The sequence below is a fragment of the Actinoplanes sp. NPDC048796 genome, from assembly GCF_040650035.1.
Lineage (GTDB): Bacteria > Actinomycetota > Actinomycetes > Mycobacteriales > Micromonosporaceae > Actinoplanes.
In genome coordinates, this window is record NZ_JBEZGO010000001.1 from 477,433 (window position 1) to 493,498 (window position 16,066).

The 16,066-nt window shown below is 72.3% G+C and carries 6 protein-coding genes; 2 read left to right on the top strand and 4 right to left on the bottom strand.

Annotated features, from left to right (window positions below):
- The first annotated feature begins 336 nt into the window (after nucleotides 1-336).
- Entirely contained in the window at nucleotides 337-9,078 is an 8,742-nt protein-coding gene (locus AB0C26_RS02300; protein ID WP_360240179.1) for a pectinesterase family protein, read from the top strand.
- A 6-nt stretch (nucleotides 9,079-9,084) separates the two neighbouring features.
- Here the strand turns inward: AB0C26_RS02300 and AB0C26_RS02305 are convergent, their stop codons facing one another.
- From AB0C26_RS02305 to AB0C26_RS02315, 3 genes are all read right to left on the bottom strand, one after another.
- Nucleotides 9,085-10,830: a protein kinase gene (locus AB0C26_RS02305; protein WP_360240182.1), complete on the bottom strand. Its 1,746-nt coding sequence runs from the start codon at nucleotides 10,828-10,830 to the stop codon at nucleotides 9,085-9,087.
- Nucleotides 10,831-11,003: 173 nt separating this feature from the next.
- Nucleotides 11,004-13,022, bottom strand: a complete 2,019-nt coding sequence (locus tag AB0C26_RS02310) for a response regulator (protein WP_360240185.1) — start codon at nucleotides 13,020-13,022, stop codon at nucleotides 11,004-11,006.
- A 60-nt stretch (nucleotides 13,023-13,082) separates the two neighbouring features.
- A complete protein-coding gene (locus tag AB0C26_RS02315) occupies nucleotides 13,083-13,778 on the bottom strand; it encodes an NAD-dependent deacylase (protein WP_360240188.1) in 696 nt (231 codons plus the stop codon).
- A gap of 146 nt (nucleotides 13,779-13,924) precedes the next feature.
- On the opposite strand from AB0C26_RS02315, the gene AB0C26_RS02320 reads away from it, so the two are divergent.
- Nucleotides 13,925-14,935, top strand: coding sequence for a lytic polysaccharide monooxygenase (locus AB0C26_RS02320; RefSeq protein ID WP_360243469.1), 1,011 nt, complete (start codon nucleotides 13,925-13,927; stop codon nucleotides 14,933-14,935).
- Between the two features lie 153 nt (nucleotides 14,936-15,088).
- Here AB0C26_RS02320 and AB0C26_RS02325 read toward each other — a convergent pair whose 3' ends face one another.
- On the bottom strand, nucleotides 15,089-16,027 hold the full coding sequence (locus AB0C26_RS02325; protein WP_360240191.1) for a ribose-phosphate pyrophosphokinase: 939 nt from the start codon (nucleotides 16,025-16,027) through the stop codon (nucleotides 15,089-15,091).
- Nucleotides 16,028-16,066 lie beyond the last annotated feature (39 nt).

Here is a 16,066-nt window from a genome sequence, read left to right on the forward strand (position 1 = left end):
GATTCGGGTATCGACCGGAACGCACACGGGAGCCACCGACGAGGGCAGCTGCGGACCGAGTGCGAACATGCGGATCACGGTAGGCGGAAACGCGCGGAGCCGCGACCGAATTCCCGGGTCACATCGCCGCCCGTTTGTCCATCGGCCGGGACGGTGCCGGCGTGGTCCGCCTCGGCCCGACTTGCTGATCAATTCGGCGACTCTGAGTGACGGACGGCCGCGTTCGACCGTACCGACCTCCATATTCGCGCTCAGGATTTAACTCTCAGTCACTTCACCGGTGATCATTGATCGTTCCCGCCTCCGGCGCGTACGTCATGAACAGAAGAGAGCCCCATGTCGCACCACCCACGATCGGCCGCCATGGTCGCCCTGCTCACCGTCGCCGGCACGGCGGCCTTGGGGATGACCGCGGCCTCGGCGGCCACCGACACCACCCCTCCGGGGACCCCCGGCAGCCTGAAGACCGCGTACTACGGCCAGGTCGGCGTGTCCGTCAGCTGGGGCAAGGTGTCGGCATCGGACACGGCGGGCTACCGGGTCTACCGGTCGACGGCCAAGACCATCGTGGCCGCCACCGACCTGCTCGGCACCACGACGTCCGCGTTGACGTTCACCGACACCACGGCCGCCGCGGGTAAGACGTACTACTACGCGGTCGCCGCCGCCGATCGCAGCGGCAACGTGTCCAAGCCGTCGAGCACGGTCACCGTGAAGACCGCCGACACCGACGCGCCGGACAAGCCGGACGGCCTGAAACTGTCGGCGACCTCGGCCGGCGTCGCCGTGAGCTGGACCGCCGTGGACGACGTGCCGGACTTCGCCGGCTACGTGGTGTCCCGGTCGTCCTCCTCGGGCGGCACCTTCAGCCAGCTCACGGCGAGCCCGTACACGGCGACGTCCTACCTCGACTCGTCCGCGCCGGCCGGCGCCACGTCGTACTACCGGGTCACGGCGGTGGACCGCAGCGGCAACCTCTCGTCGGCGGCGACCGCCTCGGCGGCCCGGCCGGCCGGCGCCGCCACCGCGCCGCCGGTGCCCACCGGATTCAAGGCGACCGCCCCGTCCTCCGGCGGCGCCACGCTGACCTGGACCGCCAACGCGGGCACCACCACCTCCGGCTACGTCGTGGCCCGGGCCACCGCGGCGGCCGGCCCGTTCGTGAACCTGACCGCGGCCCCGGTCACCGGCACCAGCTACACCGACGCCACCGCGCCGGCCGGGGCGACCGCGTACTACCGGCTCACCGCGGTCAACGCGGCCGGTTCCTCGGCCCCGGCCTCGGCCTCGGTGGCGATCCCCAAAGACACCACGCCGCCGGCCAAGCCGGGCGGCCTGAAGCTGACCGCCGCCACCGGTGGCATCACGCTGACCTGGTCCGCCGTGGAAGCGGCCGACCTGAAGGGTTACCTGGTCTACCGATCGGACTCGTCCAGCGGCACCTACAGCCGGCTGACCCCGAGCCCGCTGACCACGACGGCCTACACCGACCTGGCCGCGCCCACCGGCGCGCCGTCCTTCTACCGGGTCACCGCGGTCGACACCAGCGACAACGCCTCCAGCCCGGCGACCGGGTCGGCCACCCGCCCGGTCGACACCACGGCCGTGCCGCCCACCCCGGCCGGTTTCAAGGCGGTCGCCGGCAGCACCGGCGGCGTCGTGCTGACCTGGACCGCCAACGCCACCAAGACGACCACCGGCTACGTCGTCTCGCGGGCGGCCGCCGCGTCCGGCCCGTTCACCGCCCTGACCGGCGCCCCGGTCACCGGCACCACGCTGACCGACGCCACCGCGCCGGCCGGCGCGACGTCGTACTACCGGCTCACCGCCGTCAACGCGGCCGGGGCCTCCGCGCCCGCCTCGGCCTCCGTCACGCTTGCCGTGGACACGAAGGCACCGGCCGCGCCCTCGTCCGCCAAGGCCACTGTCGCCACCGTCGGCATGACGGTGACCTGGGCGGCGAACAAGGAGACCGACCTCGCCGGCTACACCGTGCAGAAGCGCAACGGCGACGAGGTCTACGTCCCCTACCTGCCGGCCGCGGGCGCCTCGTTCACCGCCACCACGTTCACCGACCCCTCGATCACCGAGGGGACCCGCGCCTACTTCCGGATCCGCGCGGTCGACACCTCCGGCAACGTCTCCTCCTACTCGGCGGTCACCGCGGCCAACCCGATGGTGAAGCCGGCCGCGCCCAGCGGCCTCAAGGCGGCGCCGAGCGCGGCCCACGGCATCACTCTGACCTGGGCCGCCAACAAGGAGACCGACCTCGCCGGCTACAACATCACTCGCTCGTCGAGCAGCGGCGGCAGCTACGTCCTGATCGGCACGCTCACCGCGGCCAAGGCCGGTACGGCGCCCACGTTCACCGACACCAGCGCCCCCAAGGGCGTCGCGCAGTACTACAAGCTGACCGCTCTGGACCTGGTCGGCAACGTCTCCGCCACGTCCGGCGCGGCGTCGGCCACCTCGGTCACCGACCCGGTCGCGCTGCCCGTCGACTACGTCAACCTGTACGTCGCACCGGACGGCGCGAACGGCGCCTACCGCACGGTGACGGCGGCGCTGGCGTCGATCCCGGCCACGAACCTGCAGCCGACGATGATCATCATCGCGCCCGGCACGTACCACGAGACCTTCGAGATCACGTCGCCCAACGTGGTACTGGCCGGCGCCACCGGCGACCCGGCCGAGGTCGTCATCGCCGACGACAAGGCGTCCGGCACGCCCGACCCGGCCGGCGGCACCTACGGGACCGCGGACAGCGCGACCGTCTTCGTCTCCGCCAAGAACGTGACGCTGCGCAACCTGACCGTGGCCAACACGTTCGACGAGAAGGCGCACCCCGAGATCACCAACCAGCAGGCCGTCGCGCTGCGGGTCGAGGGCGACCGGTTCACCGGCGACCACGTGCGGCTGATCGGCAACCAGGACACGCTGCTCGCCGACACGCCCAAGCCGACCACGCGCTCGCGGCAGTACTACGTGAACAGCTACATCGAGGGCGACGTCGACTACATCTTCGGCGCGGCCGACGCCGTGTTCGACCGGGTGACCCTGCGCTCGCTCGACCGCGGCAAGTCCGACAACGGCGCGATCACCGCGGCCAGCACCGACAAGGGCAGCAAGTACGGGTTCCTGATCGTCGACAGCAAGGTCGTCAGCTCCGCCCCGGCCGGCACCGTGCACCTGGGCCGGCCCTGGCACCCGAGCGCCGACCCGGACGCGATCGGCTCGGTCAACGTCGTCAACACCTGGCTGCCGGCCGCCGTCGCGACCGACGCGCCGTGGGAGGACATGGCGACCGCGAACTCCAGCGGCGTCAAGGTCAACTTCCGGTGGCAGGACGCCCGCTTCGCCGAGTACGCCACCATCGGCCCCGGCGCGACGCTGAACGCCAACCGGCCCCAGCTGACCGCCTCGCAGGCGGCCAACGCCACCCCGGCCAAGTACCTCGCCGGCAGCGACGGCTGGAGCCCGATGCTGCCCGCCAGCACCACCGCGCCGGCCTCGCCGACCGGGCTGGCCGCCGCCGCCGACACCCGGGTCGTCCACCTGACCTGGAACGACGACCCCTCGGCGGACGTCATCGGCTGGAACGTCTACCGGGCGGACGCCGGCACCGGCGCGTTGACGAAGATCGCCGGCGTCGTCTCGCCGGCCTTCAGCGACACCACAGTGACAAACGGCCAGAGTTACTCGTACGCCGTGACCGCGGTCTCCCGCGGCGGCGCCGAGTCGCCGGCCACCATCGGCGCCACGGTCACGGTCGAGGCCGCCCCGCTGGTCGCCGACCTCACCGTCGACCCGGCGGCCACCCCCGACGGGAAGACCGTCTTCACCACGATCACCGCCGCGCTCGCCGCCGCACCGGCCGGCACCGCGACCGACCCGACAGTCATCTCGGTGGCCAAGGGCACGTACGACGAATACCTCACGATCGCCAAGCCGTACGTCATCGTCGTCGGCGCCACCGGCGCCGCCACCGACGTCGTCGTGAACGGCAACCGGGCCGCGGGGACCCCGATCCCGGGCGCCGCGCCCAACGAGGACGGCACCGTAGCCACCTACGGCACGTCCGGCAGCGCCACCGTGGTCGTCACCGGCAACTCGGTGCAGATGCGCGATCTGACCATCCAGAACTCGTACAAGGAAGGCACCTACGCCAACGGGCAGGCGGTGGCCCTGCGCACGGTCGGCGACAAGCTGGTCTTCGACAACGTGCGGCTGCTCGGCAACCAGGACACCCTCTACGCCAACTCGCCGGGCACCACCGTCGCGTCCCGCGTCTACTTCCACGACGCCTGGATCGAGGGTGACGTCGACTTCCTGTTCGGCCGGGCCACCGCGGTCTTCGACCACAGCACGCTGAAGGCCCTCGACCACGCCACCTCCCCGAACGGGGCGGTGACCGCGGCCAGCACCGACATCGGCCAGAAGTACGGCTTCCTGATCACCGACAGCCGGATCATCGGCAACGCCCCGGACGGCTCGCAGAACCTCGGGCGCCCCTGGCAGCCCGGCAAGGCCCAGGCCGACGGCACGAGTGTCAAGGACGACAACGCGCGCGGCCAGGTCGTGGTCCGCGACAGCTGGCTGGGTCCGGTGGTCAGCACCAGCGCCACCTGGACCGACATGGTCAACAGCGGCGTCGTCACCGACTGGCGCACCGCCCGGTTCGCCGAGTACGCCAACACCGGCCCCGGCAGCACCACCGCCGCCACGGCCGGCCGGCCGCAGCTGACCGCGGAACAGGCCAAGGAGTACACCGCCACGGCGTACCTGGCCGGCACGGACGGCTGGAACCCGGTCGCCGACGCCGCGCCGGACGTCGCGCCGGCCCCGGTCACCGGTCTGGTCGCCGGCGGGGGTGACAAGGTGGTCAACCTCGCCTGGAACGACAGCACCGAGAGCGACGTCGTCGCCTACCGGGTCTACCGGGCCGACCAACCGGTGGCCACGGTCACCAAGGCGGGGTACGCCGACAAGGCCGTCACCAACGGCACCGCGTACACGTACACCGTCGTCGCGGTCGACGCCGCCGGGAACGCCGCCGCCGCGTCCGCCCCGGTCACCGCCACCCCGAACCCGGTGCCGCTGGTCGCCGACCTGACCGTCGCCGCCGACGGCAGCGGCGACTACGCGACGCTGCAGGCCGCGGTGAACGCCGCGCCGGCCGGCACCGCCGCCAAGCCGACGGTCATCCTCGTCAAGCCCGGCTCCTACCGGCAGGTGGTGACGGTCACCAAGCCCTACCTGGTGATCGCCGGCGCCTCCGGCGACGCCCGGGACGTCGTGCTGACCTTCGACAACGCCAACGGCACCCCGGCCGGTCCGGCCACCTGCCCGACCGTCACGACCGCCACCTGCGGCACCTCCGGCAGCTTCACCGTCGCCGTCACCGCGAGCAACGTGACGGTCCGCGACCTGACGATCGCCAACACGTTCGACTCGGCCAAGCACCCGGAGATCGGCAACTACAACACCCAGGCGGTGGCGCTGCGGGCCACCGGCGACCGGCAGGTCTACCGCAACGTCCGCCTGCTCGGCGTGCAGGACACCCTGCTGGCCGACTCGGCCGGCGCGATCTCGGCCACCGGCGCCGGCTACGCCCGGCAGTATTACTACGACAGCTTCATCGAGGGCAACGTCGACTTCGTCTTCGGCCGCGCCACCGCCGTCTTCGACCGGGTCACGATCCACGCCACCGCGCACAACGGCGGCACGATCTTCGCGCCCAGCACGGCCTCGAAGAACCCGAACGGCTACCTGGTGACCGGCAGCCGGATCGTCAGCGCCAACGACGCCGGCACGTTCTCCCTCGGCCGGCCGTGGCAGGGCTGGGCCGACGGCACTCAGCCGGACAACTCCCGTGGCCAGCTCACGATCCGCGACACCACGATCAACGACGGCATCGACGCGGCCAGGCCGTGGGCCGATTTCGCGCCGCTCACGTGGTCCGACGGACGCTTCACCGAGTACCGCAACACCGGCGCCGGCGCGACTGTCAACGGCAACCGGCCGCAGCTGTCCGACAACGACGCCACCGCCCGTACGGCCGCGAAGTACCTCGCCGGCACGGACGGCTGGGATCCGGTCGCCGACGCCACGGACGACGTGGCGCCCGCTGCCCCGGCCCGGGTGACCGCGCTGAGCGGCGCCGCGCAGGTCTCGCTGACCTGGGACGAGAACACCGAGGCCGACGTCGCCGGCTACGCCGTCTACCGGGCCACGGGCACCGGCGCGGTGCCGGTCGACGCCGCCCACCGCGTCGGCGGCACGCTGCTGACCCGGGCCGGCCTGGTCGACACCGGACTGACCAACGGCACCGCCTACAGCTACGTGGTGGCCGCCGTCGACGCCGCCGGGCACGTCTCCGCCGCCTCGGCGACGGTGACCGCCACGCCCGCGCTGCGGGTGGACGCCACCGTCCGCGCGGACGGAACCGGCACCTATCCGACCCTGCAGGCCGCCCTCGACGCCGCCCCCGGCACGAGGGACTGGGTGGTCTCCGTCGGCGCCGGCACCTACGCCGGGCCGGTGACCGTGTCCAAGGCCGGAGTCACCCTGCTCGGCGCGACCGGGGATCCGGGCGACGTCGTCCTCACCAGCGGCACCGCGACCGCCGCGCTGTCGGTCACCGGCTCGGGCGTGACGGTCCGCGATCTGACCGTGCGGAACACCACCCCGTCCGGCGCCGCGCCGGCCGTGTCCATGACCGGCGACAAGGTGCTGCTGCAGCACGTCGCGCTCAAGGGCACCAACCGCACGGTCTTCGCCGACACGTCCACCTACACGGCCGCGGCCCGGCAGATGATCGACGACTCGGTCATCGAGGGGACCAGCGACATCGTCCTGGGCCGGGCCACCCTCGTGATCAACAAGACGGCCATCACGGTCAAGGCCGGCGGTGGCGCCGTACTCACGCCGAGCACCGCGAGCACGTTCCCGGGCATGCTGTTGATCAACAGCACCGTGGTCACGCCGGCCGGTGTGACCGGGGTGCAGCTCGGGCGCCCGTACCGGGCCTGGGGCGACCAGTACACCCCCAACTCGGTGGGCCAGGCGGTCGTCCGGGACACCGTCCTCGGCGCGGGCCTGGACGCCGCCAAGCCGTGGGGCACCGGACCGGCCGGCGAACCGTGGACCCTCGGCCGGCTGGCCGAGTACGCCAACACCGGTGAGGGCGCCGCCGTCAACGACAACCGGCCCCAGCTCAGCCCGGCCGCCTCGGTGACCGTGACGGCCGCCGACTGGCTCGGCGCCGGCACCTGGTACCCGGCCGTCCCCGCCCCGGCGGCGCCGGCCGACGTCACCGCGCCGGGTGCGCCCGGCACGCTCACCGCCACCGCCGGCGACAAGTCGGTCAAGCTGGGCTGGACCGCGCCCGGCGACGCCGACCTGGCCGGGTACCGGCTCTACCGCGCCGCCGGCACCGCCGTCACCCCGGGCCCGGCCACACTGGTCGCGTCCGGTCTGGAGGGCACGTCCTACGCCGACTCCGGGCTGGCCAACGGCACCACGTACACCTACGCGCTGGTGGCCGTGGACAAGGCCGGCAACAGCTCGGTGGCGGCGACCGTGCGGGCCACCCCGGCCGACGGCGCGCCGCCCGCGGCCCCGGCCGGGCTCAAGGCCGGCGCCGGCGACGGACGGCTGACGCTGACCTGGGCCGCCAACCGGGAGAGCGACCTGGCCGGCTACAACGTGTACCCGGCCGGCGGCACCACCGCGCTCAACGCCGCCCTGCTCACCGGGACCAGCTACACCGTGACCGGCCTCGACAACGGCACCGCCTACCGGTACACGGTCACCGCCGTCGACACCGCGGGCAACGAGTCGCCCGTCTCGGCGCCGGTCGAGGGCACCCCGGCGCCCGGCGACAGCACCGCCCCGGCCGTGCCCGGCGGGCTGCGCACCGTCCTGGGCAAGGGGTCGGTGACCGTCACCTGGGCCGCGGTGGGCGACAGCGACCTGGCCGGCTACGACGTCTACCGGTCCGCCGGGGGTGCCGCGCCGACCCGGATCGCGACCGGCCTCACCGGCACGTCGTACGCGGACACCACGGTCGCGACCGGCACGGCCTACTCGTACACCGTGGTATCCACGGACACCGCCGGCAACGCCTCGGACCCGTCGGCCGCGGCGACCGCGACCCCGGTCAAGGTGGACGTCGTGGTGGCCGCGGACGGCTCGGGCGACGCCACCACGGTGGCCGCCGGCATCGCACTGCTCGCCGACAACGCCGACTACACGACCCAGGGCTACCGCGTGGTGCTGATCAGGCCGGGCACTTACACCGGCCCGGTCACCAGCGGCAACCGGTACGGCGTGACCCTGCTCGGCGCGACCGACGATCCGGCCGACACGGTTCTGACCGCCGGCGGCACCGGGGCCGTGGCCACGGTGACCCTCTCGGGCAACCAGTGGACCCTGCGCAACCTGACCGTCGCCAACACCAACGGGGTGGCGTCGGCCGGCGCGCAGGCGACGGCCCTGCAGGTCAAGAGCGGCGACAAGGACGTGTTCGACAACGTGCGCCTGCTCGGCGACAAGCAGACCCTGCTGCTCAGCACGGCCAACGTGACCACCTTCAGCCGGCTCTACTTCCGCCGGGCGTACGTCGAGGGCGGCGCCGACATGGTGCTCGGCCGCGCGGTGGCGGTCTTCGACCGCAGCACGTTCCACGTCCTGTCCCGCCCCGGCGCCAGCCTGACCGACTCGTCGGTCAGCAGCGCCTCACCGTACGGGTTCCTCATCACCGGGAGCACGATCGTCACCGACGGGCCGGCCAGTTCGATCTACCTGGGCCGGCCGTACAGCACGACCGGGCAGGCCCAGGTCGTGGTGCGTGACTCCGTCCTCGGCGCGGCCGTCAACGTGGCCCAGCCGTGGAACAACTGGGACGCCACCACCACCTGGACCGCCGGGCGGTTCTTCGAGTACCGCAACAGCGGACCGGGGGCGGCGGTCACCGACGCCGCGACCCGGCCGATGCTCAGCGACGCCGACGCGGCGACCTACACCGCGCCGAAGTATCTGGCCGGCACCGACGGATGGAATCCCGTCGGCAACTGAGCGGGCTCACCACTCGAAGGCCGCTCCCTTGGCGGCGTTGGCGAGGCTCTGGCCGTCGCGTTCGTAGCGGTAGGAGACGACGACGGCGTAACTGTGACCGCGGGCCGGCTGGGCACCGGCCGGCCCGCACGTCCGGGTGTCGGCGTTGCCGTCGAACGACAGGCTGTCGCAGGTCTTCGGGCCGTCGACGGTACGGCCGGTGCCGACGTCCTGCAGCGAGACGGTGATGCTGCCGCGGCCACCGCCGGGCGCGGTCAGCGAGGCCTGGTACTGGATGTCACGCCCGAGCATCTGGCAGGGCTTGATCCCGACCCCGGTCCGGTTGCGGAAGTCGATGGCGAACGCCTGCCGGCACGCCCACGGGCCGTAGGGCCGGGCCTCGGGTTGCGGTGACCGGGTCGGTTGCGGCTGCGTGTGGGCCACGGGCTTCTTGCGTACGGGCGAAGGGGTGGCCGTGACGGCGACGGCCGGCAGGCCCGGGCGCACCCGGGTGTCGCTCCCGGCCCGGGCCTGGGACGTGACGGCGGCGGGGCGGGGAGCGGACTTGGCGGCGGGCTTCTGGCGCGGCTGCGGCGAGGCCGGCGCGGTGACGATCTGCGGCACGGTGATGCTCTGCGGCTCGCCGTCGGCCCGCCCGATGTTCCAGGCGGTCGTGACGACGGCGGAGACCGCCATCGCCCCGGCGATCATCAGCAGCGTCGCCCCGGGCCGGGCCCACCGCCAGTTCGGCACGTCGTTGCGCCGCCGCTCCCGGGGCTGCGGGATCAGCGACTTCGGCGGGGCCGGTGGGACTTCGGGTTCGCGGGGCGCTGCCACCACGGGTTCCGCGGCGGGTTCGGGTGGTGTCAGGGCTGACGTGCCGGCGAGGGCGCGCGCCAGATCGGAGAGCTCGGCCGCCAGCTCGGCGGCGGTGGGGCGCAGCCGGGGCTTCTGCTCCATGCAGGCCGTGATCACGTCCCAGAGCTCGTCCGGGATGCCGGGCCGCCGCTCCGGGTTCCCCTCCAGATGCAGGCGCATCAGCTCGGGGATCGAGTCGCTGCGGTACGGCGGGTGGCCGCTGACCAGCTCGTAGAGGAGCACGCCGAACGCGTACACGTCGGTCGCGGGGCTGGCCGTGGCCCCGCGGAACGCCTCCGGCGACATGTAGTGCGGCGTGCCGAAGACCGAGCTGGGCGTGGTCATGCTCGGCGTGCTCAGGATGCGGGCCACGCCGAAGTCGGTGAGCCGGGTCTCGGGCGGGCCGTCGCCGGTGTCGAGCAGGATGTTGTCCGGTTTGAGGTCGCGGTGCACCACGCCGAGCTCGTGCGCCTCGGCCAGCGCGGCGGCGACCTGCGCGGTCAGCCGGGCCGCCTCGCCGGGCGCGATGGTGTGCTCGTCGCGCAACAGGTCGCGCAGGTTGCCGCCGGCGACCAGGTCCATGACGAGGCCCAGGGTCTCGCCGACGCTGAACAGGTCACGTACCCGGACGACGTTGCGGTGGCGCAGCATCCGCAGGATGGTGCGCTCCTGCACGAACCGGGTGACCAGCTTGGGCTGGCGCAGCAGGCTCTCGTGCAGGAGCTTCACCGCCACCGACTCGCCGGAGGTGCGGTCCAGGGCCTCCCAGACCGTGCCGGTGGCGCCCTGGCCGATCGGGCGTTGCAGCACGTACGAGCTTCCGACGCACCGCCCGCTCAGGTCCATGGTCGACGTGCCGTCCGGTTCGGCGCGGCCTGCGCGGTTCGTCCGATCCGTCGTGCGATCCTGGGTCACTCGGCGTCCTTCCCCATCCAACCGCCCCGCCCGCCGCCGTCAGACGGTGGACCAAGTCGTACAGACCCGGAATATTGCTGTTTGTCCGGATCGGATGGCAAGCCCTGGAGCCCGAGTTCGCACCTTTGGTAGGAGTCGCGGGATTCCCGTTACTCCCCGGGGGCGGAGGTCGTTCAGGGCGTAGAAGGCTGCGGACCGCAGAGCGTGCGGATCGCCCCCAGCAGTGTCGAGCGGGTGAACGGCTTCTCGATCAGCATGCTGTTGTCGTCCAGGTGAAGCTGCGGCCCGAGCGAGGCCGCCGTGTAGCCGGACATGAACAGGACCGGCAGGTCCGGGCGGTGCGTGCGCAGCGCCGAGGCCAGCTCCGGCCCGGTCATCGTCGGCATCACCACGTCGGTGATCAGCAGGTCCGGGTGGGCGCCGCCGGCCACCTGGGTCACCGCCTGCAGCGCGTCGGTGGCGACCGTGATCGCGTAGCCGGCCGGCTCGATGAGCCGCTGCACGAGCTGGGCCACCTCCGGCTGGTCCTCGACGATCAGCACCCGGCCGATCACCGCGGACGCGCCCTGGCGCCCCTCGGCCGAGGCCGGCTTCTCGTCGGCCGCCGGCAGGTAGAGGTGCACGGTCGTGCCCATCCGGGGCGCCGACTCGAGCTCGATGTGCCCGCCCAGGCCCTGCACGATGCCGGCCGTGGTGGCCAGGCCCAGCCCGGCCGCGGTCGGGCGGGTCGTGAAGAACGGCTCGAGCGCGCGCCGCCGTACCTCCTCGGTCATGCCGGCACCTGTGTCGGTGATGACCATGTGCACGAGCCGGCCCGGCGGGATGCCCTCCTCGCGGGCCTTGTCCGCCTCGACCAGCTCGTTCATCGCGGCCACCCGCAGCATGCCGCCGTGCAGCATCGCGTCGCGCGCGTTCGCGGCCAGATTGACCAGCGCCTGCTCCAGGGGGCCGCGCTCCGCCCGTACCGGCCAGACGTCCGGCCCGAAGGCCAGGTCGAGGCCGATGTGCTCGCCGAGGGTGCGGCTGAACAGCGACTGCACGTCGGTGAGCAGGTCCGGGATCGGGATGATCTCGGGGCGGTTGCCCTCGCTGCGGCCGAACGCCAGCAGCTGGTGGGTCAGCGTACGGCCGGTGCCGACCGCCTCCAGGATGTCCGCCGCCAGCCTGTGCGTCGGGTGGTCCTCGGGCGTGGTCGACGTGATCATCTCGGCCGAGCCGCCGACCACGGTCAGCAGGTTGTTGAAGTCGTGCGAGATGCCACCGATGAGCTGGCTCAGGCTGTCGAGCCGGCGCAGGTGGTCGAGCTGGCGCTTGAGACCGCGGGCGTCGATGTGGTCGGTGGTGTCGGTGACCATGCAGACCACGCCGTTGAAGGTGCCGTGGTCATCGGTCAGCGGCATCATGCTCATCCGCACGCTGCGCTGCGAGCCGTCGGCGCGCATGAGCCGGGTCGCGCCCACCGTCGAGCGGCCCTGCATGCACTCGTTGATGCGCCGGTTGAGCTCCTTCTGCCCCTGGTCGTTGAGGAAGCCACGCAGCGACACCCCGACCAGCTGCGAGCGGGGCATGCCCAGCACCACGCCGATCGGCTCGTTGGCGTACGTGATGACGCCGTCGTGGTCGAGCTGCAGCACCCCCTCGGGGATCGTCTCGAGGACCCGGCGGTACCGCTCCTCGCTGGCCCGCAGCCGCTCCAGGGCGCGGGCGCTGGAACAGGCCAGGGCCAGCTCACCGGCGATGTCGCGGGCGAGCTCGACCTCGGCCGTCGAATAGAACGAGCCGGTCGCCTCACGGGTCAGGACCAGATAGCCGGCGTACGTGTTGTCGACGATCACCGGGCACAGGACGGCCGCGTGGATCTCGTGCTCCTCGCCCGCCAGGGGCTCGACGCCGTCGCCGGCCAGCACGATCGGGCGGCGGCTGGCCGCCATCGCGGTCGAGAAGTCGTCGTCGGGGAGCTGGTCGACGTGGTCGAGCACCCGCGACAGCGACTGCGACCGCTGCTCGTCGATGTGGTGGTACGTGATGCCGTCGTACCGGCCGTCATCACGCAGCAGTTGGACGCCCGCGCCGTCGCCGATCATGTCGGCGGCCGCGCGCGCGGCGGTGGACTGGACCGCGGCCGGGTCGTGCGAGACCCGGCTGAGCGCCAGGGCGAGGTCGGCGAGCGCGTACCGGAGGGGGTAAGCCATGACACCCATGACGATATGATCCGCGCCTTACGGGGGGCTTGGTGGCGGTTCGCCAGGTTTTTACCCTGTGGCTTCCCTGAGGATCGCCGGCAACAGGGTGGCCGCTGTGCCCCGCAGGTTCACCGTGGCCACCTCGTCGAGCGGCGTCGCCAGCGGGTTGACCTGGATCACGGCGGCGCCGTTCCCGGCGGCCACGTGCGGGATCTCGGCCGCCGGGTAGACCAGGCCGGACGTGCCCACGGTGATCAGCAGGTCGCAGGCTTCGGCCGCCTGGACCGCCCTGGTCAGGGCCGCGGCCGGCAACTGCTCGCCGAACCAGACGACGCCGGGACGGGACCGTCCGCCGCACTCGGCGCAGGCCGGGCCGGTCGTGGCGCGCCCGCAGTCGAAGCAGCGCGGGGCGAACAGGCTGCCGTGCAGGTGGATCGGATCGGGCGAGCCGGCGCGCTCGTGCAGGTCGTCGACGTTCTGAGTGATCAGGGTGCCGCCGATTGCCGCGACCGCCTCGTGGCCGGCGTGGGGAGTGGCCTTCTCGACGGCGGCGCGGCGCGCCTCGTACCAGCTCCAGACCAGCTCGGGGTCTTTCTCGAAGGCCTCGGGGGTGGCCAGTTCCTCGGGGCTGAACCGCGCCCACAGCCCGGTCATGGCGTCCCGGAAGGTGGGGATGCCACTCTCGGCCGACATGCCGGCGCCGGTGAAGACGACGACCCTCTCGGCCTCGGAGAGCAGGCGAGCGGCGGCGCCGACGGATTCCACGCGTTGACATTAGTCGATTCACCAGTCAGGGTGAGGTCCACGCGCCGGCATCCCCCGCGGAGACAGAGGGCAGTCCTCCGCCGAGCTTCTTCCGACACCGCGGAGCACGAGCCCTCATGCGTACGAAATCCTTGATAGTCAGCGCGATGGCCGGCGTCCTCATCGCCGCCGTCGCCCTCCTCGCCCCGTCCGGTCCCGCCTCGGCCCACGGCAACGTGACCGGGCCCGCGTCCCGTAACTACGGCTGCTACGAACGCTGGGGCAGCAAGTTCCAGGACCCGGCGATGGCCACCCTCGACCCGATGTGCTGGCAGGCGTGGCAGGCCGACCCGAACGCCATGTGGAACTGGAACGGCCTGTTCCGCGAGGGCGTGGCCGGCAACCACCAGGCCGCCATCCCCGACGGGCAGCTGTGCAGCGCCGGGCACACCCAGAGCGGCCGCTACAACGCGATGGACGCCGTGGGCGACTGGCAGGCGGCGAACATCGGCAATTCCTTCGACGTACGCCTCTTCGACGGCGCCCGCCACGGCGCCGACTACATCTGGGTGTACGTGACCAAGCCCGGCTTCGACCCGACGACCCAGGCGCTGAAGTGGTCCGACCTGGAGAAGGTGGCCGAGATCGGCAACACCCCGGCCGCGCAGTGGCCGGAGCAGCTGAGCAACGGCGTGGCGATCAGCGCGCCGGTACGCCTGTCGGGCCGCAGCGGCCGGGCCATGGTCTACACGATCTGGCAGGCCAGCCACCTCGACCAGTCCTACTACTTCTGCAGCGACGTGAACTTCGGTGGCACCACCACCACGCCTCCTCCGACCACCCCGCCCCCGACCACCCCGCCCCCGACCACTCCGCCGCCTTCCGGGGCTTGCTCGGCGACCTACTCGGTGAGCAGCCAGTGGCAGGGCGGATATCAGGGCACCGTGACGGTGACGGCCGGTTCGGCCGCGATCAGCGGCTGGCGCGTGACCCTGACGTACCCGTCGGCGGTCTCGGTCCAGCAAGGCTGGAACGCCACGGTCAGCGCCAGCGGCTCCACGGTGACCGCGACCAATGCCTCCTACAACGGCTCCCTGGCCGCCGGCGCCTCGACGTCGTTCGGCTTCATCAACTCGGGCGCCCCGGCGACACCGACGGCAACCTGCGGCACCACCTAGCGCTCACCCTCCAACGGAGTTACATTCATCGATGGGAGCGCTCCCACTTCACTCTCGGCATCTCGGCGAAAGGAGCTGAGTTCGACCCGGCGGATGAACATGTGCTCGCGGGGGACGGAGTCTTGCCCTCCCCGTCCCCCTCCATCCGCGCGCTCACCCGAAGAGCGCGCTCACCGACTCACCGTTGTGGATGCGGCGCATCGCCTCGGCCAGCGCCGGAGCCACCGACAGCACGGTCAGCTTGTCGGTCTGATTGGCGGCCGGGATCGGGACCGTGTTCGTACAGACGATCTCCTCGATGTCCTTCTCGGCCGACAGCCGCTGCACGGCGTCCGCCGCGAACAACCCGTGCGTGCAGGCCACCCGCACACTGTTGACGTCGCGCTCGCGCAGCCGGTCCAGCAGCTCGAAGACCGTGCTGCCCTTGGCGATCTCGTCGTCCAGCACGATCACGTCCTTGCCGGCCACGTCACCGATCACCGCGCTGATCACGACCTTGTCGTCGGCGAACCTCTGCTTCGCGCCGGCCGCCACCCCCACGCCCAGAAGCCGGGCGAACGCCGCCGCCTCCTTGGCGTTGCCGAGATCGGGTGAGACCACGACCGTGTTGCTCAGGTCGTACCCCCGGAAGTGGTCGGCCAGCTCCCGCAGCGCGTGCAGATGATCGACCGGGATGCTGAAGAAACCGTGCACCTGCGGCGAGTGCAGCGTCATGGCCAGCACCCGGTTCGCGCCCGCCGTCGTCAGCAAGTCGGCCACCAGCCGGCCGCCGATCGAGATGCGCGGCGCGTCCTTCTTGTCACTGCGGGCGTACGCGTAATGCGGCATCACCACCGTGATGCGCCCGGCCGAGGCGCCGCGGGCCGCGTCCAGCATGAACAGCAGCTCGACCAGGTTCTCCTGGGTCGGCGGCACCAGCGGCTGGATCAGGAAGACGTCCCGTTCGCGGCAGTTGCCCTGCAACTGCACCTCGATGGCGTCGTTGGCGAACCTCGATGTCTTGGTCGGCAGCAGCGGCACACCGAGGTGGTGGCAGATCTCGGCGGCGAGTTCGGTATGGGCGGATCCGGAGAAAACGGCGATGTCGCGCACGCGCACACCCTAGAATGCGGCCGTGTAGCGGGTCGTCAC